The organism is Mycobacterium sp. BMJ-28 (assembly GCF_054404835.1).
The window spans coordinates 1254312-1268092 of the sequence record NZ_CM136783.1; the positions used below are offsets into that span (position 1 = coordinate 1254312).

At 67.0% G+C, this 13781-nt stretch carries 14 protein-coding genes; 8 read left to right on the forward strand and 6 right to left on the reverse strand.

What is annotated here, in order from left to right; all coding sequences use genetic code 11:
* Positions 1 to 5: 5 nt before the first annotated feature.
* From ACXPWS_RS06260 to ACXPWS_RS06270, 3 genes are read right to left on the reverse strand one after another with little or no spacing between them, the layout of a single operon-like run.
* Complete coding sequence (locus ACXPWS_RS06260) at positions 6 to 218, reverse strand: exodeoxyribonuclease VII small subunit (RefSeq protein WP_458711617.1); 213 nt, start codon at positions 216 to 218, stop codon at positions 6 to 8.
* The gene (xseA, locus tag ACXPWS_RS06265; protein WP_458711618.1) at positions 205 to 1437 is read right to left on the reverse strand and encodes an exodeoxyribonuclease VII large subunit; all 1233 of its coding nucleotides are present in this window, start codon (positions 1435 to 1437) and stop codon (positions 205 to 207) included. Before xseA ends, ACXPWS_RS06260 begins: the two co-directional genes overlap by 14 nt.
* On the reverse strand, positions 1434 to 1994 hold the full coding sequence (locus ACXPWS_RS06270) for a lipid droplet-associated protein (protein ID WP_458711619.1): 561 nt from the start codon (positions 1992 to 1994) through the stop codon (positions 1434 to 1436). The genes xseA and ACXPWS_RS06270 overlap by 4 nt, the downstream gene beginning before the upstream one ends.
* Positions 1995 to 2048: 54 nt before the next feature.
* Here ACXPWS_RS06270 and ACXPWS_RS06275 point away from each other — a divergent pair, with 54 nt between their 5' ends.
* The gene (locus ACXPWS_RS06275) at positions 2049 to 3050 is read left to right on the forward strand and encodes a 4-hydroxy-3-methylbut-2-enyl diphosphate reductase (protein ID WP_458711620.1); all 1002 of its coding nucleotides are present in this window, start codon (positions 2049 to 2051) and stop codon (positions 3048 to 3050) included.
* A 3-nt stretch (positions 3051 to 3053) separates the two neighbouring features.
* On the opposite strand, the gene ACXPWS_RS06280 is transcribed toward ACXPWS_RS06275, so the two are convergent.
* Positions 3054 to 4067: a DUF6542 domain-containing protein gene (locus tag ACXPWS_RS06280; RefSeq protein ID WP_458711621.1), complete on the reverse strand. Its 1014-nt coding sequence runs from the start codon at positions 4065 to 4067 to the stop codon at positions 3054 to 3056.
* An 88-nt stretch (positions 4068 to 4155) separates the two neighbouring features.
* On the opposite strand from ACXPWS_RS06280, the gene ychF reads away from it, so the two are divergent.
* Together ychF and ACXPWS_RS06290 are read left to right on the forward strand one after the other, a co-directional pair.
* Positions 4156 to 5229 (forward strand): redox-regulated ATPase YchF, encoded by a 1074-nt coding sequence (gene ychF, locus ACXPWS_RS06285; protein ID WP_458711622.1) that lies wholly within the window; start codon positions 4156 to 4158, stop codon positions 5227 to 5229.
* 149 nt (positions 5230 to 5378) lie between these two features.
* On the forward strand, positions 5379 to 5807 hold the full coding sequence (locus ACXPWS_RS06290; protein ID WP_458711623.1) for a hypothetical protein: 429 nt from the start codon (positions 5379 to 5381) through the stop codon (positions 5805 to 5807).
* Between the two features lie 10 nt (positions 5808 to 5817).
* Here ACXPWS_RS06290 and ACXPWS_RS06295 read toward each other — a convergent pair whose 3' ends face one another.
* The gene (locus ACXPWS_RS06295; protein ID WP_458711624.1) at positions 5818 to 6492 is read right to left on the reverse strand and encodes a cutinase family protein; all 675 of its coding nucleotides are present in this window, start codon (positions 6490 to 6492) and stop codon (positions 5818 to 5820) included.
* 241 nt (positions 6493 to 6733) lie between these two features.
* Here ACXPWS_RS06295 and ACXPWS_RS06300 point away from each other — a divergent pair, with 241 nt between their 5' ends.
* The 5 genes from ACXPWS_RS06300 to eutC all read left to right on the forward strand — a co-directional run bounded on the left by ACXPWS_RS06300 (position 6734) and on the right by eutC (position 13427).
* Positions 6734 to 7936, forward strand: a complete 1203-nt coding sequence (locus ACXPWS_RS06300) for a sigma-54-dependent transcriptional regulator family protein (protein WP_458713427.1) — start codon at positions 6734 to 6736, stop codon at positions 7934 to 7936.
* 101 nt (positions 7937 to 8037) lie between these two features.
* On the forward strand, positions 8038 to 9561 hold the full coding sequence (adh, locus tag ACXPWS_RS06305) for an aldehyde dehydrogenase (protein WP_458711625.1): 1524 nt from the start codon (positions 8038 to 8040) through the stop codon (positions 9559 to 9561).
* A 199-nt stretch (positions 9562 to 9760) separates the two neighbouring features.
* The gene (gene eat / locus ACXPWS_RS06310) at positions 9761 to 11182 is read left to right on the forward strand and encodes an ethanolamine permease (protein WP_458711626.1); all 1422 of its coding nucleotides are present in this window, start codon (positions 9761 to 9763) and stop codon (positions 11180 to 11182) included.
* Positions 11179 to 12594, forward strand: a complete 1416-nt coding sequence (locus ACXPWS_RS06315; RefSeq protein WP_458711627.1) for an ethanolamine ammonia-lyase subunit EutB — start codon at positions 11179 to 11181, stop codon at positions 12592 to 12594. Before eat ends, ACXPWS_RS06315 begins: the two co-directional genes overlap by 4 nt.
* The gene (gene eutC / locus ACXPWS_RS06320; protein ID WP_458711628.1) at positions 12591 to 13427 is read left to right on the forward strand and encodes an ethanolamine ammonia-lyase subunit EutC; all 837 of its coding nucleotides are present in this window, start codon (positions 12591 to 12593) and stop codon (positions 13425 to 13427) included. The genes ACXPWS_RS06315 and eutC overlap by 4 nt, the downstream gene beginning before the upstream one ends.
* Here eutC and ACXPWS_RS06325 read toward each other — a convergent pair.
* A complete protein-coding gene (locus tag ACXPWS_RS06325) occupies positions 13356 to 13766 on the reverse strand; it encodes a nuclear transport factor 2 family protein (RefSeq protein ID WP_458711629.1) in 411 nt (136 codons plus the stop codon). The genes eutC and ACXPWS_RS06325 overlap by 72 nt on opposite strands.
* Between the last annotated feature and the right edge of the window lie 15 nt (positions 13767 to 13781).

The window sequence follows — 13781 nt, forward strand, 5'->3', positions numbered from 1 at the left end:
CGTTGTCAATCTTCCTCGGTGGGGGTCGACCCCAGCGCGTCTTCGACTCGCTTACGCGCTCCGGCCAGGTGTTCTTCACACCGTTTGGCCAGTTCTTCGCCTCTTTCCCAGAGCTTGAGCGAGGCATCGAGGTCGAGCCCGCCCTGCTCGAGCGTGCGCACCACCTCGACCAGTTCGTCGCGTGCCTCTTCGTATCCCAATTGACTAATGGGCTTCATCGGATCCCTCGCTGGTGGTGATGATGGCGCCGTCGGCAACGCGTACCCGCAGCCGGGTACCCGCCGGGGCGTCGGTGATGGACCGCAGGACCGGCGCCTGCCCGCTCAGTACCTGGACGACGGCGTAGCCGCGGGCCAGCGTCGCCGCCGGCCCCAACGTCGACAACCGTGCCGTCAGGTGCTCCAGCCGGTCGCTCTCGGCGGCGAGCAAACGGTTGATATCGCGGCGGGCCGCCGCGCGGGCGCGCTGCACCTCGTCGGCCCGGGCGTCCAGCGCCAGCAGCGGTTGGGCCAGCACCGGCCGGGTCCGCAACGCATCGATGCGGTGCTGTTCGCGTTGCACCCAGTGCCGCAGCGACTGCGCGCCGCGCCGGCGCATATCGTGCACCAGGGCCTGTTCTGCGGCCGCATCGGGGACCACCCGCTTGGCGGCGTCGGTCGGCGTGGCGGCGCGGAGGTCGGCCACCAGATCGCACAACGGATTGTCCGGCTCGTGGCCGACCGCGCTGATCACCGGAGTGGTGCACGCCGAGATGGCGCGGCACAGCGTCTCATCGGAGAACGGCAGCAGATCCTCCACGCTGCCGCCGCCGCGGGCCAGCACGATGACGTCGACCGCGGGATCGGCGTCGAGGGCCTTGAGCTCCTCGACGATCTGGGGTACCGCGTTGGGTCCTTGAACCACGGTGTTGCGCACCGCGAACCGCACGGCCGGCCACCGTGCGGACGCGACGGCGATGACATCGTGTTCGGCCGCCGATGCGCGGCCGGTGATGAGGCCGATGGTGCTGGGCAAGAACGGAATCGGGCGTTTCAGGCGTGGGTCGAACAGGCCCTCGGCATCGAGCAGCCGGCGCAGCCGCTCGATCCGGGCCAGCAGCTCACCGACGCCGACGGCGCGAATATCGGTGACGCGCAAGGAGAACGTGCCGCGTCCGGTGTAGAAGGCGGGCTTGCCGTACACGATCACCTGGGTGCCCTCGGCGAGTTTCACCGGGGCGTTCACCACCAGATCCCGCGCACACGTGATGGTCAGCGACATGTCCGCGGCCGGGTCGCGCAGCACGATGAAGACGGTCCCGGCGCCGGGGCGCATGCTCAGCTGGGCGATCTGCCCCTCCACCCAGACGGTGCCAAGGCGATCGATCCATTTGGCCACCCGGGTGGCCACCGCGCGCACCGGCCAGGGGTTCTCCGGTGACTGGCCGGGATCGCTCACTTGGCCGTCGCGCGGGTGATCCTGTTGGCGAGCAGTGTCTGGAACGGGGCCCGGGCCTTGGTGGCCTCCTCATAGGCCAGCAGGGCCTCCAGCTCGTCGACCTTCAGGGACGTCAGCCGGGCGCGCAGCTGCGCCAGCGTCAGGGCGTCATAGCCGAGGTCGGCGACGACGGCCGGGGCCGAGCCGTTGGTGCGCGCCTTCGGGGCGGGGTCCGCCGGGCGTTCCGGCTCACCTTCGCTGTACAGGGCGAACCTGCCTTCGGTGCTGCGGGCGACGGGGATGTCGGTGGCGCCGTCGTCGACATCGTCGGGCTCATCCTCGTCGAATGTCGCCCACTCGGGCTGCTCGTCCTTCGGCGGGAACAGCTCTTCGAGTGTCTCGTCGCCGCGGATCACCAGATCGGCGACATCCTGCTGCACCTTCATCACCAGATGCGCGACCTGGCTGGCCACCGTCATGGGGTAGGCGAGGATGGTCTGCGGGAGCTTGCGGGTCTCATCCAGGGCGGTCACCGCAACCCCTACCAGCAGTCGGACTCCGTATGGTGCTGTCGACATGGGTGCCAGCCTACGGCTGGCCCGGCACCGGGGCGGGTCAGTACCCTGGAAGGTATGCCGCCAACTGTGAACATGGGTATTCCGGGCGCTGCGAGCTCGGTGAGTTCAGGTGTGGCGGGCAAACGCGTCCTGCTGGCCGAACCGCGAGGTTACTGCGCCGGCGTGGACCGTGCCGTCGAGACGGTGGAGCGCGCGCTGGAGAAGCACGGTGCGCCGATCTACGTCCGCCACGAGATCGTGCACAACCGCTACGTCGTCGACACGCTGGCCAAGGCCGGCGCCGTTTTCGTCGAGCAGACCGATGAGGTGCCCGAAGGCGCCATCGTGGTGTTCTCCGCGCACGGTGTCGCGCCGACCGTGCACGTCGAGGCCGCGGCCCGCAACCTGAAGACCATCGACGCGACGTGCCCGCTGGTGACCAAGGTGCACAACGAGGCCAAGCGGTTCGCCCGGGACGACTACGACATCCTGCTCGTCGGCCACGAAGGCCACGAGGAGGTCGTCGGCACCGCGGGTGAGGCCCCCGATCACGTGCAGGTGGTGGACAACCCCGACGCGGTGGACAAGGTGACCGTGCGCGACCCGAACAAGGTCATCTGGCTGTCCCAGACCACGCTGAGCGTCGACGAGACGATGGAGACGGTGCGCCGGCTGCGGGAGAAGTTCCCGACGTTGCAGGATCCGCCCAGCGATGACATCTGCTACGCCACCCAGAATCGCCAGGTCGCGGTGAAAGCCATGGCCCCGGAGTGCGAGCTGGTGATCGTGGTCGGGTCGAAGAATTCGTCGAACTCGGTGCGCCTTGTGGAGGTCGCGCTGGGCGCCGGTTCGCAGCATGCCTACCTGGTCGATTACGCCGACGATATCGACTCGGCCTGGTTCTCCGGGGTGACCACGATCGGTGTGACCTCGGGTGCTTCGGTGCCCGAGATCCTGGTGCGGGGTGTGCTGGACCGGCTCGCCGAGTACGGCTACGGCACCGTGCAGCCGGTCACCACGGCCAACGAGACGCTGGTGTTCACGCTGCCGCGGGAGATCCGCCCGCCGCGCTCGTAGCTTTCAGCGGTCGTCGTCGCTGCTGCGATACCGAACCCGGGAAACCGGGTGATGACTGGGGTTGGCCGGGGGACGCGGACGCTCGTCGTACCGCGGATCGCGACCGTAGGGGTCCAGGCCTTCGGGGCGGCGTGGCCGCTCGTAGTAGTCGGCCGGCTCGTACGGGGCCGGGGCGCCGCGGCGCGGGTCCCTGCTGGACGGGCGCGGACGGCGCGGCTGGCGGACCGGATCGACCGGTGCTTCGGTTTCGCGACGGTTGCGGACCGGACGTTCCCGCGCGGCCATCCGTTCGCGGCGGTCCACGGCTTCGGCCGACGCGGCGATGTCATTCTCCGGCGGTCTGGTGTGCCGCGCCCGGGACGGTTCGCCGGCCCGCCCGGTGCGGCGGGTGGCCGCCGATGCTGCGGACCGGTTGGGCCTGCGGGCGCTGCTCCGGTGCGGTGGCGCTTCGGCAAGCTCCTCGTCGGTGTCGTCGGCGGCGGGCGATGTCTGGGCGAAGCGACGGGCGACGCGCCTGGCCGGCGTGGCCGATGCCGCCGCGGCGGTGACATGGGTGGCCGGCTTGTCCGGCCACAGGCGCCGGTTCGACGCGCCGAGGTACCACCGCACCATCCCGATGACCAGCACCGTCGCGGCGGTGAAGAACATCAGCGGGAAGCGTTCGATCAGCGGGTATCCGCAGTTGATCAGGATGTCCTTGACCCCGCCGATCTCGGCGGTGTGGAACAGGAAGTAGGCGCTGGGCACCGCGACGAACAGGATGAGCGGGGGCTGGATGACGGCGGTGAACAACGCCGACTGGCGGACCGCCAGCACCGCCAGCAGGCAGCCCAGTACGTAGCACGTCGCGAACACCGCGCCGAGCTCCTTGTCGCCTGCACCGGCGTCGAAAGCGAAACCGATGGCGGTGAAGATCACCGCGATCACCACGGCGCTCCACCACGGCAACCCCGGAACACGGGGGAGAGCGGAGCGGTCGATCACCGCATCCGTCTGCTCTGCGGGCTGACCTGACACACATCGACCGTACCGGCTTCGGCTGCCGGTGTGCGGCCAGCACGCTGTGGCAAGCCCCTCAACTTCCTTCTTCTAGACTCTGGAGTCCGTGAGCTTGAACCTTGGAATCGTCGGTTTACCGAACGTCGGCAAGTCGACGCTATTCAACGCGTTGACCCGCAATGACGTGTTGGCCGCCAACTACCCGTTCGCGACGATCGAACCGAATGAAGGGGTCGTCGCGCTGCCCGACCCGCGGCTGGATGCGCTGGCCAAGGTGTTCGGCTCGGAGAAGACCGTGCCGGCGCCGGTGACGTTCGTCGATATCGCCGGCATCGTCAAAGGCGCCTCCGAGGGTGCCGGGCTGGGCAACAAGTTCTTGGCCAACATCCGCGAGTGCGACGCCATCTGCCAGGTGGTGCGGGCGTTCGCCGATGACGACGTGGTGCACGTCGACGGCCGGGTGGACCCGCGGTCGGACATCGAGGTGATCGAGACCGAGCTGATCCTGGCCGATATGCAGACGCTGGAGAAGGCCGTGCCGCGGCTGGAGAAGGAAGCGCGCACCAACAAGGACCGCAAGGCCGTGCTGGAGGCCGCCGTGGCCGCGCAGGCGGTGCTCGACACCGGCAAGACGCTCTTCTCGGCCGGCACCGATGTGTCGTTGTTGCGCGAGCTGAACCTGATGACCACCAAGCCGTTCCTGTACGTGTTCAACGCCGACGAGTCGGTGCTCACCGATGAGGCCAAGCAGGCCGAGTTGCGTGCGCTGGTGGCCCCGGCCGATGCGGTGTTCCTGGACGCCAAGATCGAATCGGAGCTGATCGAGCTCGACGACGAGTCGGCCGCCGAGCTGCTGGAGTCGATCGGGCAGACCGAGCGTGGCCTGGATGCGTTGGCGCGGGCCGGTTTTCACACGCTGAACCTGCAGACCTACCTGACCGCCGGGCCGAAAGAGGCGCGGGCGTGGACGATTCACCGTGGCGACACCGCCCCCAAGGCGGCCGGGGTGATCCACACCGATTTCGAGAAGGGTTTCATCAAGGCCGAAATCGTGTCCTTCGACGACCTGATCGAGGCCGGCTCGATGGCCGCCGCGAAGGCCGCAGGCAAGGTGCGGATGGAAGGCAAGGATTACGTGATGGCCGACGGGGATGTGGTGGAGTTCCGCTTCAACGTCTGACGGATGCCCCGAGTGTGGGGGTTGTGCGCGCAATCGGCGGGGATGCCGCGCATAGGGCTCACACTCGGTCGGCGGAGAAGCAGCCCTTCCGGCTGGACACGTGTCCAGCTATCGTGACCATCACATCGATGGAACGGAGATGGGCAGAGATGAGCAAGGTACCGAGCCGCCGGGCGCGATTGGCGCACGCGTCCAAGCACGCCGAATTGTGGAACGCGGGCAAAAAGGACGAGTGGGTCGCCTCGTGGCGGACCATCTGCCCTGGCGAGGTCCGCATGTTCGATCCCGTCGGCACCGAGGAGAAGCACGGTTTCGCCGCCGCGACATCAGACGCCTTCGACATGTTCCAGTCGATCCTCAAGATCAACATGATCACCGTTCAGGTCAACGGCAATGAAATGGCTTGGGTCTGTGAGAACCACTTCGGCACCGAACCGAACGTGGGAATCGCGCACAGCATCGAAACGTTCGCGTGGGACGACGACGGGAACCTGCTCATCAAGACCTACTACCCGATGCCGGAATCCGTTGGTGGCGAGGCTGATCCGTATGCCCACCTGTTGGAGGGGCAGACGTAGTCGAAGCCCGCTACGCCAACCTGCCCGCGGCGGCGGCAGCCGCTCCGGTGACCATGCCGTTGAAGGTGTAGAGGCCATGTGCCAGCGTGGAGAGCAACGTAGCCGGCGAGCCGTCGCAGATGCTGTCGGCGGGTGCGCACAGATCCAGCGATTTGCCCGTGTAGCGCGGTGAGATGTTCGCGGCCGGAGCACCGTACTGGGACAGCAGCGCCGCCGTCGGCCGACCGAAGAGCACCAACCCGGCGACGTGGTCGTGCACCTCGGCGGGGATGTCCGCGGTGGTGACATAGGCGGCCACCGCCGCGCCCTGGGAGTACCCGCCGAGAAGGATCTTGGTGTTCGGGCAGTTCGCGGCCGTGGCCTGAACGTGTGCGGTGGCGTCGTGCACACCGTCGAACATGGTGGCCGGAAAGACCGCCCGATCATTGAAATCGCTGGTGGCCGGATAGTTCACCGGGTAGACGCCGATGGTTTTGCCCGGGGCCTGTGCGCGCAGGGCATCGATGAAGGCCTGCCCGACGGCGCCGACGCCGGGCGGCTCGCCGCTGCCGCGGGCAAACACAACCTCGGCATCGGGGCATGGTTCGGCGGAGGCGGTGGGGGTGGTGCCGGTCGCCAGCGTCGAAGCGACCAGCGCGCCGATACCGACCAACTGGCCTAACTGGCGCACACGGCGAAAACCCATGTGGTCGATGCTAGCGCCGGCGCCGTTCCGGGATGCCGTTCACCGTGACGGCGTGGGCCGTTCGGGCGCAATCCCGAACCGCTTCCGCCCGTCCTGACGTGCGGGTATTCTCGGCGCAAGGCCCGATGGCCAGCGAGTAGTTGACACTGGCGTCAGGAGCGTGAACGTCGTGGCAGACAAGACGAGGTCGGTGAAGCCGTCGCGAAGTGCGTCGGTCGTCCCGGCGCGCGCTGCTCACGAGTTGATCGTCGCCGGTCAGACACCGTTGCGACGGTTCGTCGCGGAGAGTTGGCAGCGCAGCCTGGCCACGGGCGTGGACCCCGACAGCGGCGCCAGGGAAGCCGCCGAGGCCGCGCGGCTGTCGGAACTGCGCAACGGTCACCCGTTGGCCGTCGCGCTGCCGGTCATCCGCAAATTGCTGGTGGAATATGCCGTCGACTCCGGAGTCGTCGTGGCGGTCACCGCCGCCGACGGCACCATGCTGTGGGTGGAAGGGGACGTCGAGGCGTGTCGCAAGGTGGCCGCGATGAACTTCGTGCCCGGCGCCGACTGGAGCGAACAGGGCGCGGGCACCAACGCCCCCGGCACCGCGCTGGCCCTGGACCGCGAGGTCCAGATCGACGGGCACGAACATTTCTCCCGGCTGGTCCGGCCCTGGACATGCACGGCGGTGCCGGTGCACGATCCCCTCACCGGGCTGCCGGTGGGCAGCATCGACCTCACCGGGGGATCGGCCATCGCATCCGCGCAGACGCTGGCCCTGGTGCGGGCTACCGCGGTGGCCGTCGAACATCGACTTGCCTTGGCCTACAGCAAGACTCCCGCCGCTGCGGCGGAAACGGTGGGGCGTCTCACCGTGCTGGGCGCGGACCGGCCGTGCTGGCACACCGTCGACGACAGCGGCCGGCCACGCTCGCAGCAGCTGTCCGGCCGGCATGCCGAGATCCTGGTGCTGCTCCTTCAGCACTCCGAGGGGTTGAGCAGCGATCACCTGGCGATGCTGCTCGACGAACGCGAGCTCGATTCCGTCACCATCCGGGCGGAGCTGTCGCGGCTGCGCCGCATCGTCGGGCCGGAGATGATCGGCTCGCGTCCGTACCGCCTGCTCGGGCCGATGGACAGTGACATGGGTGAGGCCTTCGCCGCGCTGCGCCGCGGCGATGTCGGCGCCGCGCTGGACAGCTACAGCGGGTTGCTGCTGCCCCGGTCCGGCTCGCCGGCGGTAGCCCGGTTGCGCACCGAGTTGAGCGCGAGCCTGCGCGGCGCGGTGCTGGCCGCCAGTTCGGCCGGCGATTCGCACGTCCTGCGCCGGTGGCTGGACCTTCCCGAGGCGCGCGACGACCGCCACGGCTGGCAGACGTTGCACGACCACCGCGGCGCCGACGAGCTGACTCGCGCTCAGACCCGTGGCCATCTCACCGCGCTGGACACCGCGCTGTCCTGACGTTGCACCAACGTTGTGATTTTTCCCAACCGTGCTGCAACGGGTTGCAAACTACCTTGAGTGACGATCGACACATTCATTCTTAGGGCAGGAGATCAACTGTGACTGTTTACGCGCGTCCGGGTTCGGACGGTTCGTTGATGTCGTTTCGTTCGCGGTATGCGAATTTCATTGGTGGTGAGTGGGTGGCGCCGGTGGGGGGTCGGTATTTCGAGAATCCGACGCCGGTGACGGGGCAGGTGTTTTGTGAGATTCCGCGTTCGGATGAGGCGGATGTGGAGTTGGCGTTGGATGCTGCGCATGCGGCGGCGCCGGGGTGGGGTAGGACCAGCCCGGCGGAGCGGGCAGTGATCTTGAACAAGGTCGCCGACCGGATCGAGGAGAATCTGGAGTCGATCGCGCTGGCGGAATCGTGGGATAACGGTAAGCCGATCCGGGAGACGCTGAACGCGGACATCCCGTTGGCGGTGGATCATTTCCGGTATTTCGCCGGCGTGCTGCGCGCCCAGGAGGGGTCGCTGTCGCAGATCGATGAGGACACGGTGGCCTATCACTTTCATGAGCCGTTGGGGGTGGTGGGTCAGATCATTCCGTGGAATTTCCCGATTTTGATGGCGGTGTGGAAGTTGGCGCCGGCGTTGGCGGCCGGTAATGCGATTGTGCTCAAGCCGGCTGAGCAGACTCCGGCGTCGATTCTGTTTTTGTTCGAGGTGATCGGGGATTTGTTGCCTGCGGGTGTGGTCAACATTGTCAACGGTTTCGGGGTGGAGGCAGGTAAACCGTTGGCGTCGTCGAATCGGATCGCCAAGATCGCGTTCACCGGGGAGACGACGACGGGGCGGTTGATCATGCAGTACGCCTCGCAGAACCTGATCCCGGTCACCCTCGAACTCGGTGGCAAGAGCCCCAATATTTTCTTCAGCGATGTGTTGGCGACCGATGACGCGTATCAGGATAAGGCGTTGGAGGGGTTCACCATGTTCGCCCTGAATCAGGGTGAGGTGTGTACGTGTCCGTCGCGGTCGTTGATCCAGGCCGATATCTACGACGAGTTTTTGGCGTTGGCGGCGATCCGGACGAAGGCGGTGCGCCAGGGGGATCCGTTGGATACCGAGACGATGATCGGTGCGCAGGCTTCCAATGATCAGTTGGAGAAGATTCTGTCGTATATCGAGATTGGTAAGGGTGAGGGTGCGCAGGTGATCACTGGTGGTGAGCGCGCCGAGTTGGGTGGGGATCTGGGTGGTGGGTTTTATGTGGCGCCAACGATTTTCACCGGTAGGAACGATATGCGGATTTTTCAGGAGGAGATTTTCGGGCCGGTGGTGGCGGTGACGTCGTTCGCTGATTATGACGAGGCGATCTCGATTGCCAATGACACCTTGTACGGGTTGGGTGCTGGGGTGTGGAGTCGTAACGGCAACACCGCGTATCGGGCGGGGCGTGATATCAAGGCCGGTCGGGTGTGGACGAATTGTTATCACCAGTATCCCGCGCATGCGGCGTTCGGTGGGTACAAGCAGTCCGGGATCGGCCGGGAGAATCACAAGATGATGCTCGATCACTACCAGCAGACCAAAAACCTGCTCGTCAGCTACAGCGAAAGTGCCGCGGGCTTCTTCTGATTGGGCGACCGCTGGTCGCATTCTGATCTGCTGATCGGGATGTGACCAGCGGTACCGCTGGACAACCAGCACGGCATCCGTCACACTATTTTAAAGGTTGGAAAACCAACCTTAAGGGGCAGTCTCACCCCAGCCCGTCCGCCGCGCATCGGCCACGACGCGGCCTTGTGAGCACAGACGTCAATCGAGGGAGTGGAAAGTGACGACAAGTCACGGCGCGGTGGAGGAGCATCTCGAGAGCGCCGGTTATCTGCAGAAGCGGCAGCTCAAATCGGGTAGCGCCGGCTGGATTCTGCTGGCCGGGCTGGGCGTCAGCTATGTGGTCTCGGGTGACTACTCCGGCTGGAATTTCGGCCTGGCGCAAGGTGGATTCGGTGGATTGGCCATCGCCGCGGTGGTGATCGCCGCCATGTACCTGGCCCTGGTCCTGGGTATGGCCGAACTGTCCTCGGCGCTGCCGGCCGCCGGCGGCGGCTACACCTTCGCCCGCCGCGCTCTCGGCCCATGGGGTGGATTCGCCACCGGCACAGCGATTCTCATCGAATACGCGATCGCGCCCGCCGCCATCGCGACGTTCATCGGCGCCTACGTCGAATCGCTCGGTTTGTTCGGCATCACCGACGGCTGGTGGGTCTACCTGGCCGCCTACGTCCTGTTCATCGGCATCCACCTGTCGGGCGTCGGTGAGGCGCTGAAGGTGATGTTCGTGATCACCGCGGTGGCGTTGGTCGGCCTGGTGATCTTCGCCGTCTTCGCCGCCGGGCAGTTCGACGCCGCCAATCTGACCAACATCGCACCCACCGATGCCACGGGTGCATCGGCATTCCTGCCGCACGGCTATATGGGTATCTGGGCCGCGATTCCCTTCGCGATCTGGTTCTTCCTGGCGGTGGAAGGCGTGCCCCTGGCCGCCGAGGAAACCGCGAATCCCGAGCGTAATGTCCCGCGCGGCATCATCGCCGCGATCACGGTGCTGCTGGTCAGCTGCGCCGCCGTGCTGGTCCTGACCACCGGCGCCGGCGGTGCCGAGCAGATGTCGTCGTCGGGTAACCCGCTCGTGGAGGCGCTCGGCGGCGGCGCGGCCGCCAAGGTGGTCAACTACATCGGCCTGGCCGGCCTGATCGCCAGCTTCTTCTCCATCATCTACGCCTACTCCCGCCAGTTGTTCGCCCTGTCGCGGGCCGGATATCTGCCAACGCGACTGTCGGTCACCAACTCTCGCAAGGCGCCCACCCTCGCGCTGATCGTTCCCGGTGTCATCGGATTCGTGCTGTCGCTGACCGGTAAGGGTGCGCTGCTGCTCAACATGGCGGTCTTCGGCGCCGCGCTGAGTTACGTGCTGATGATGGTCAGCCACATCGTGTTGCGCTGGCGTGAACCCGAGATGCGCCGGCCGTACCGCACGCCCGGTGGTGCCGTCACCACAGGTTTCGCACTCGTCATCGCGGTGTTCGCGGTCATCGCGACCTTCCTGGTGGACAGCGTCGCCGCGTTGTCTTGCCTCGTCGTGTTCGCCGGTTTCATGGGATACTTCGCGGTGTACAGCCGGCACCGGCTGGTGGCGAACTCGCCCGATGAGGAGTTCGCGATGCTGGCCAAGGCGGAGAGCGAACTCACATGATTTACCGGCAGCAGGTTTCTGGGACCAGCTATACCTTCGACGGCCTCGTCGAGGTGATGGCCAAGGCCACCCCGCTACGCTCGGGTGACCAGCTGGCCGGCTGCGCTGCCGAGTCCGATGCCGAGAGGGCAGCTGCGGCATGGACTTTGGCTGATCTGCCGCTGCAGACATTTCTCACCGAGGAAGTCGTGGCCTACGACGACGATGAGGTGACGCGGCTGATCATCGACACCCACGACCGTGCGGCCTTTGCGTCGATCTCGCATCTGACGGTGGGTGGATTCCGGGACTGGCTGCTGGACAATGCTTCTCGTGATGATGGTGCGGTGCGGATCGCTGCGGTCAGCCCGGGGGTCACCCCGGAGATGGCCGCGGCGGTCAGCAAGATCATGCGCAACCAGGATCTGATCGCGGTCGCCGCCGGCATCGACGTCACCGCGGCGTTCCGGACCACCGTGGGCACCCCCGGCACGCTGGCCACCAGGCTGCAACCCAATCACCCCACCGACGATCCCCGCGGCATCGCCGCCGCCGTGCTGGACGGGCTGCTGCTGGGCTGTGGTGACGCGGTCATCGGCATCAACCCGGCCACCGATTCACCGCACGCCACAGCCGATCTGCTGTACCTGCTGGACTCCATCCGGTCCCGCTACGACATTCCGGCCCAGTCGTGTGTGCTGTCGCACGTCACCACCACCATCGGGTTGATCGAGGAGGGTGTGCCCGTCGATCTGGTGTTCCAGTCGATCGCCGGGACCGAAGGGGCCAACTCGGCGTTCGGTGTGGACATCAAGCTGCTGCGGGAAGGCAACGAGGCGGCCCGGTCGCTGCAACGCGGCACCGTGGGCAACAACGTGATGTACCTGGAAACCGGGCAGGGCTCGGCGCTCAGCTCGCACACCCATCTCGGGGTCGGAGGCAAACCCGTCGACCAGCAGACGCTGGAGGTGCGCGCATACGCCGTCGCGCGCGACCTGCAACCGCTGCTGGTCAACACGGTGGTCGGGTTCATCGGACCGGAGTATCTGTACGACGGCCGGCAGATCATCCGCGCCGGTCTGGAGGACCACTTCTGCGGCAAGTTGCTCGGACTGCCGATGGGCGTCGACGTCTGCTACACCAACCATGCCGAGGCCGACCAGAACGATATGGACAATCTGCTCACGCTGCTCGCCGCGGCCGGTGTCGCCTTCGTCATCACGGTGCCCGGCGCCGACGACGTCATGCTCGGCTACCAGAGCCTGTCGTTCCATGACGTGCTGTCCACGCGGCGGACGCTCGGACTGCGGCCGGCACCCGAATTCGAGGACTGGCTGCGCCGAATCGGGATGATCGACCCGTCCGGCCGACTGACGCCGTTCGATGTCACGCAGTCTCCGCTGCGTTCGCTGACGGCGGCGGGGACGTCATGAGCTCCGACGAACTGGCGCGCCAGAAATTCTGGGATGAACTACGGACCACCACCCAAGCCCGAATCGGGCTCGGCCGGGCCGGTAACAGTCTGCCGACCCGAGATGTGCTGGAGCTCAACGCCGCTCATGCCGCCGCCCGCGACGCCGTGCACCTGCCACTGGATGTCGAGCGGTTGGCCGGCAGCGTTGCCGAGATCGGTATCGGGGCTCCGGTCACGGTGACGAGCCGGGCGGCGTCGCGGGGAGAGTACCTGCGCAGGCCGGACCTGGGCCGCAGCCCGGCCGACCTGTCCGCGGTACCCGCCGGCTCCGCGGATATCGGCGTCGTACTTGCCGACGGCCTGTCGCCGACCGCGCTCATGCATCACGGTGCGCCGCTGCTGGCCGCGTTGGTAGCGCAACTGGGACAGGCATATTCGCTGGCACCGCCGGTCATCGCGACGCAGGCCCGGGTGGCGCTGGGCGACCATATCGCCGCCCGCGGCGGGTACGGGACGTTGCTGGTCATCATCGGTGAGCGGCCCGGCCTCAGTGTCGCGGACAGCCTGGGCATCTACCTGACCCACCGGCCGCGGCCGGGCTGCACCGATGCCGATCGCAACTGCATCTCCAACATTCATCCGCCCGACGGGCTGGGCTACCAGGAGGCGGCCCGGGTGGTGGCGAGCCTGGTGGCCGGTGCGCGCGCGCTCGGGCGGTCCGGGGTGGCGCTCAAGGACACCTCGCGCGCCGTCTCGGTGGGCTCGGGAGCGGGCGCAGAGCTACCGGAGTCGCCGGCTGGTCATGAGCCAGCGCCAGCCGATCGACGGGTGGCGCAGCAGGCCGGGCAGTAGTCCCAGCGCATCGAAGTAGGTGACCCGCTCGGTGGCTTTACCGTCGCTGATGTGCAGCCGGTTCACCACCGGCCATTCCAGTTTCCCGCCGAACGCCTGCAGCCGGAACTCGATGAACACCAGACTCCCGCCCGCGCACCACCGATCGACCTCGCCCCTCAGTCCGGGCAGGCAGTGGCAGAAACGCCGGAACTCCGCTTGGGCGGCCTCGATGCCCGTCATCGCCGGCGCCAGTGGCTGAACCAGCACGACGTCGGGATGAAGCAGATCGGGGAGCCGCTGCGGGGACGGGTCACGCCAGAAGTCGGTGAACTCGGCGACGAATTCGCGGGTGCTCATACCGTGACGATGCCG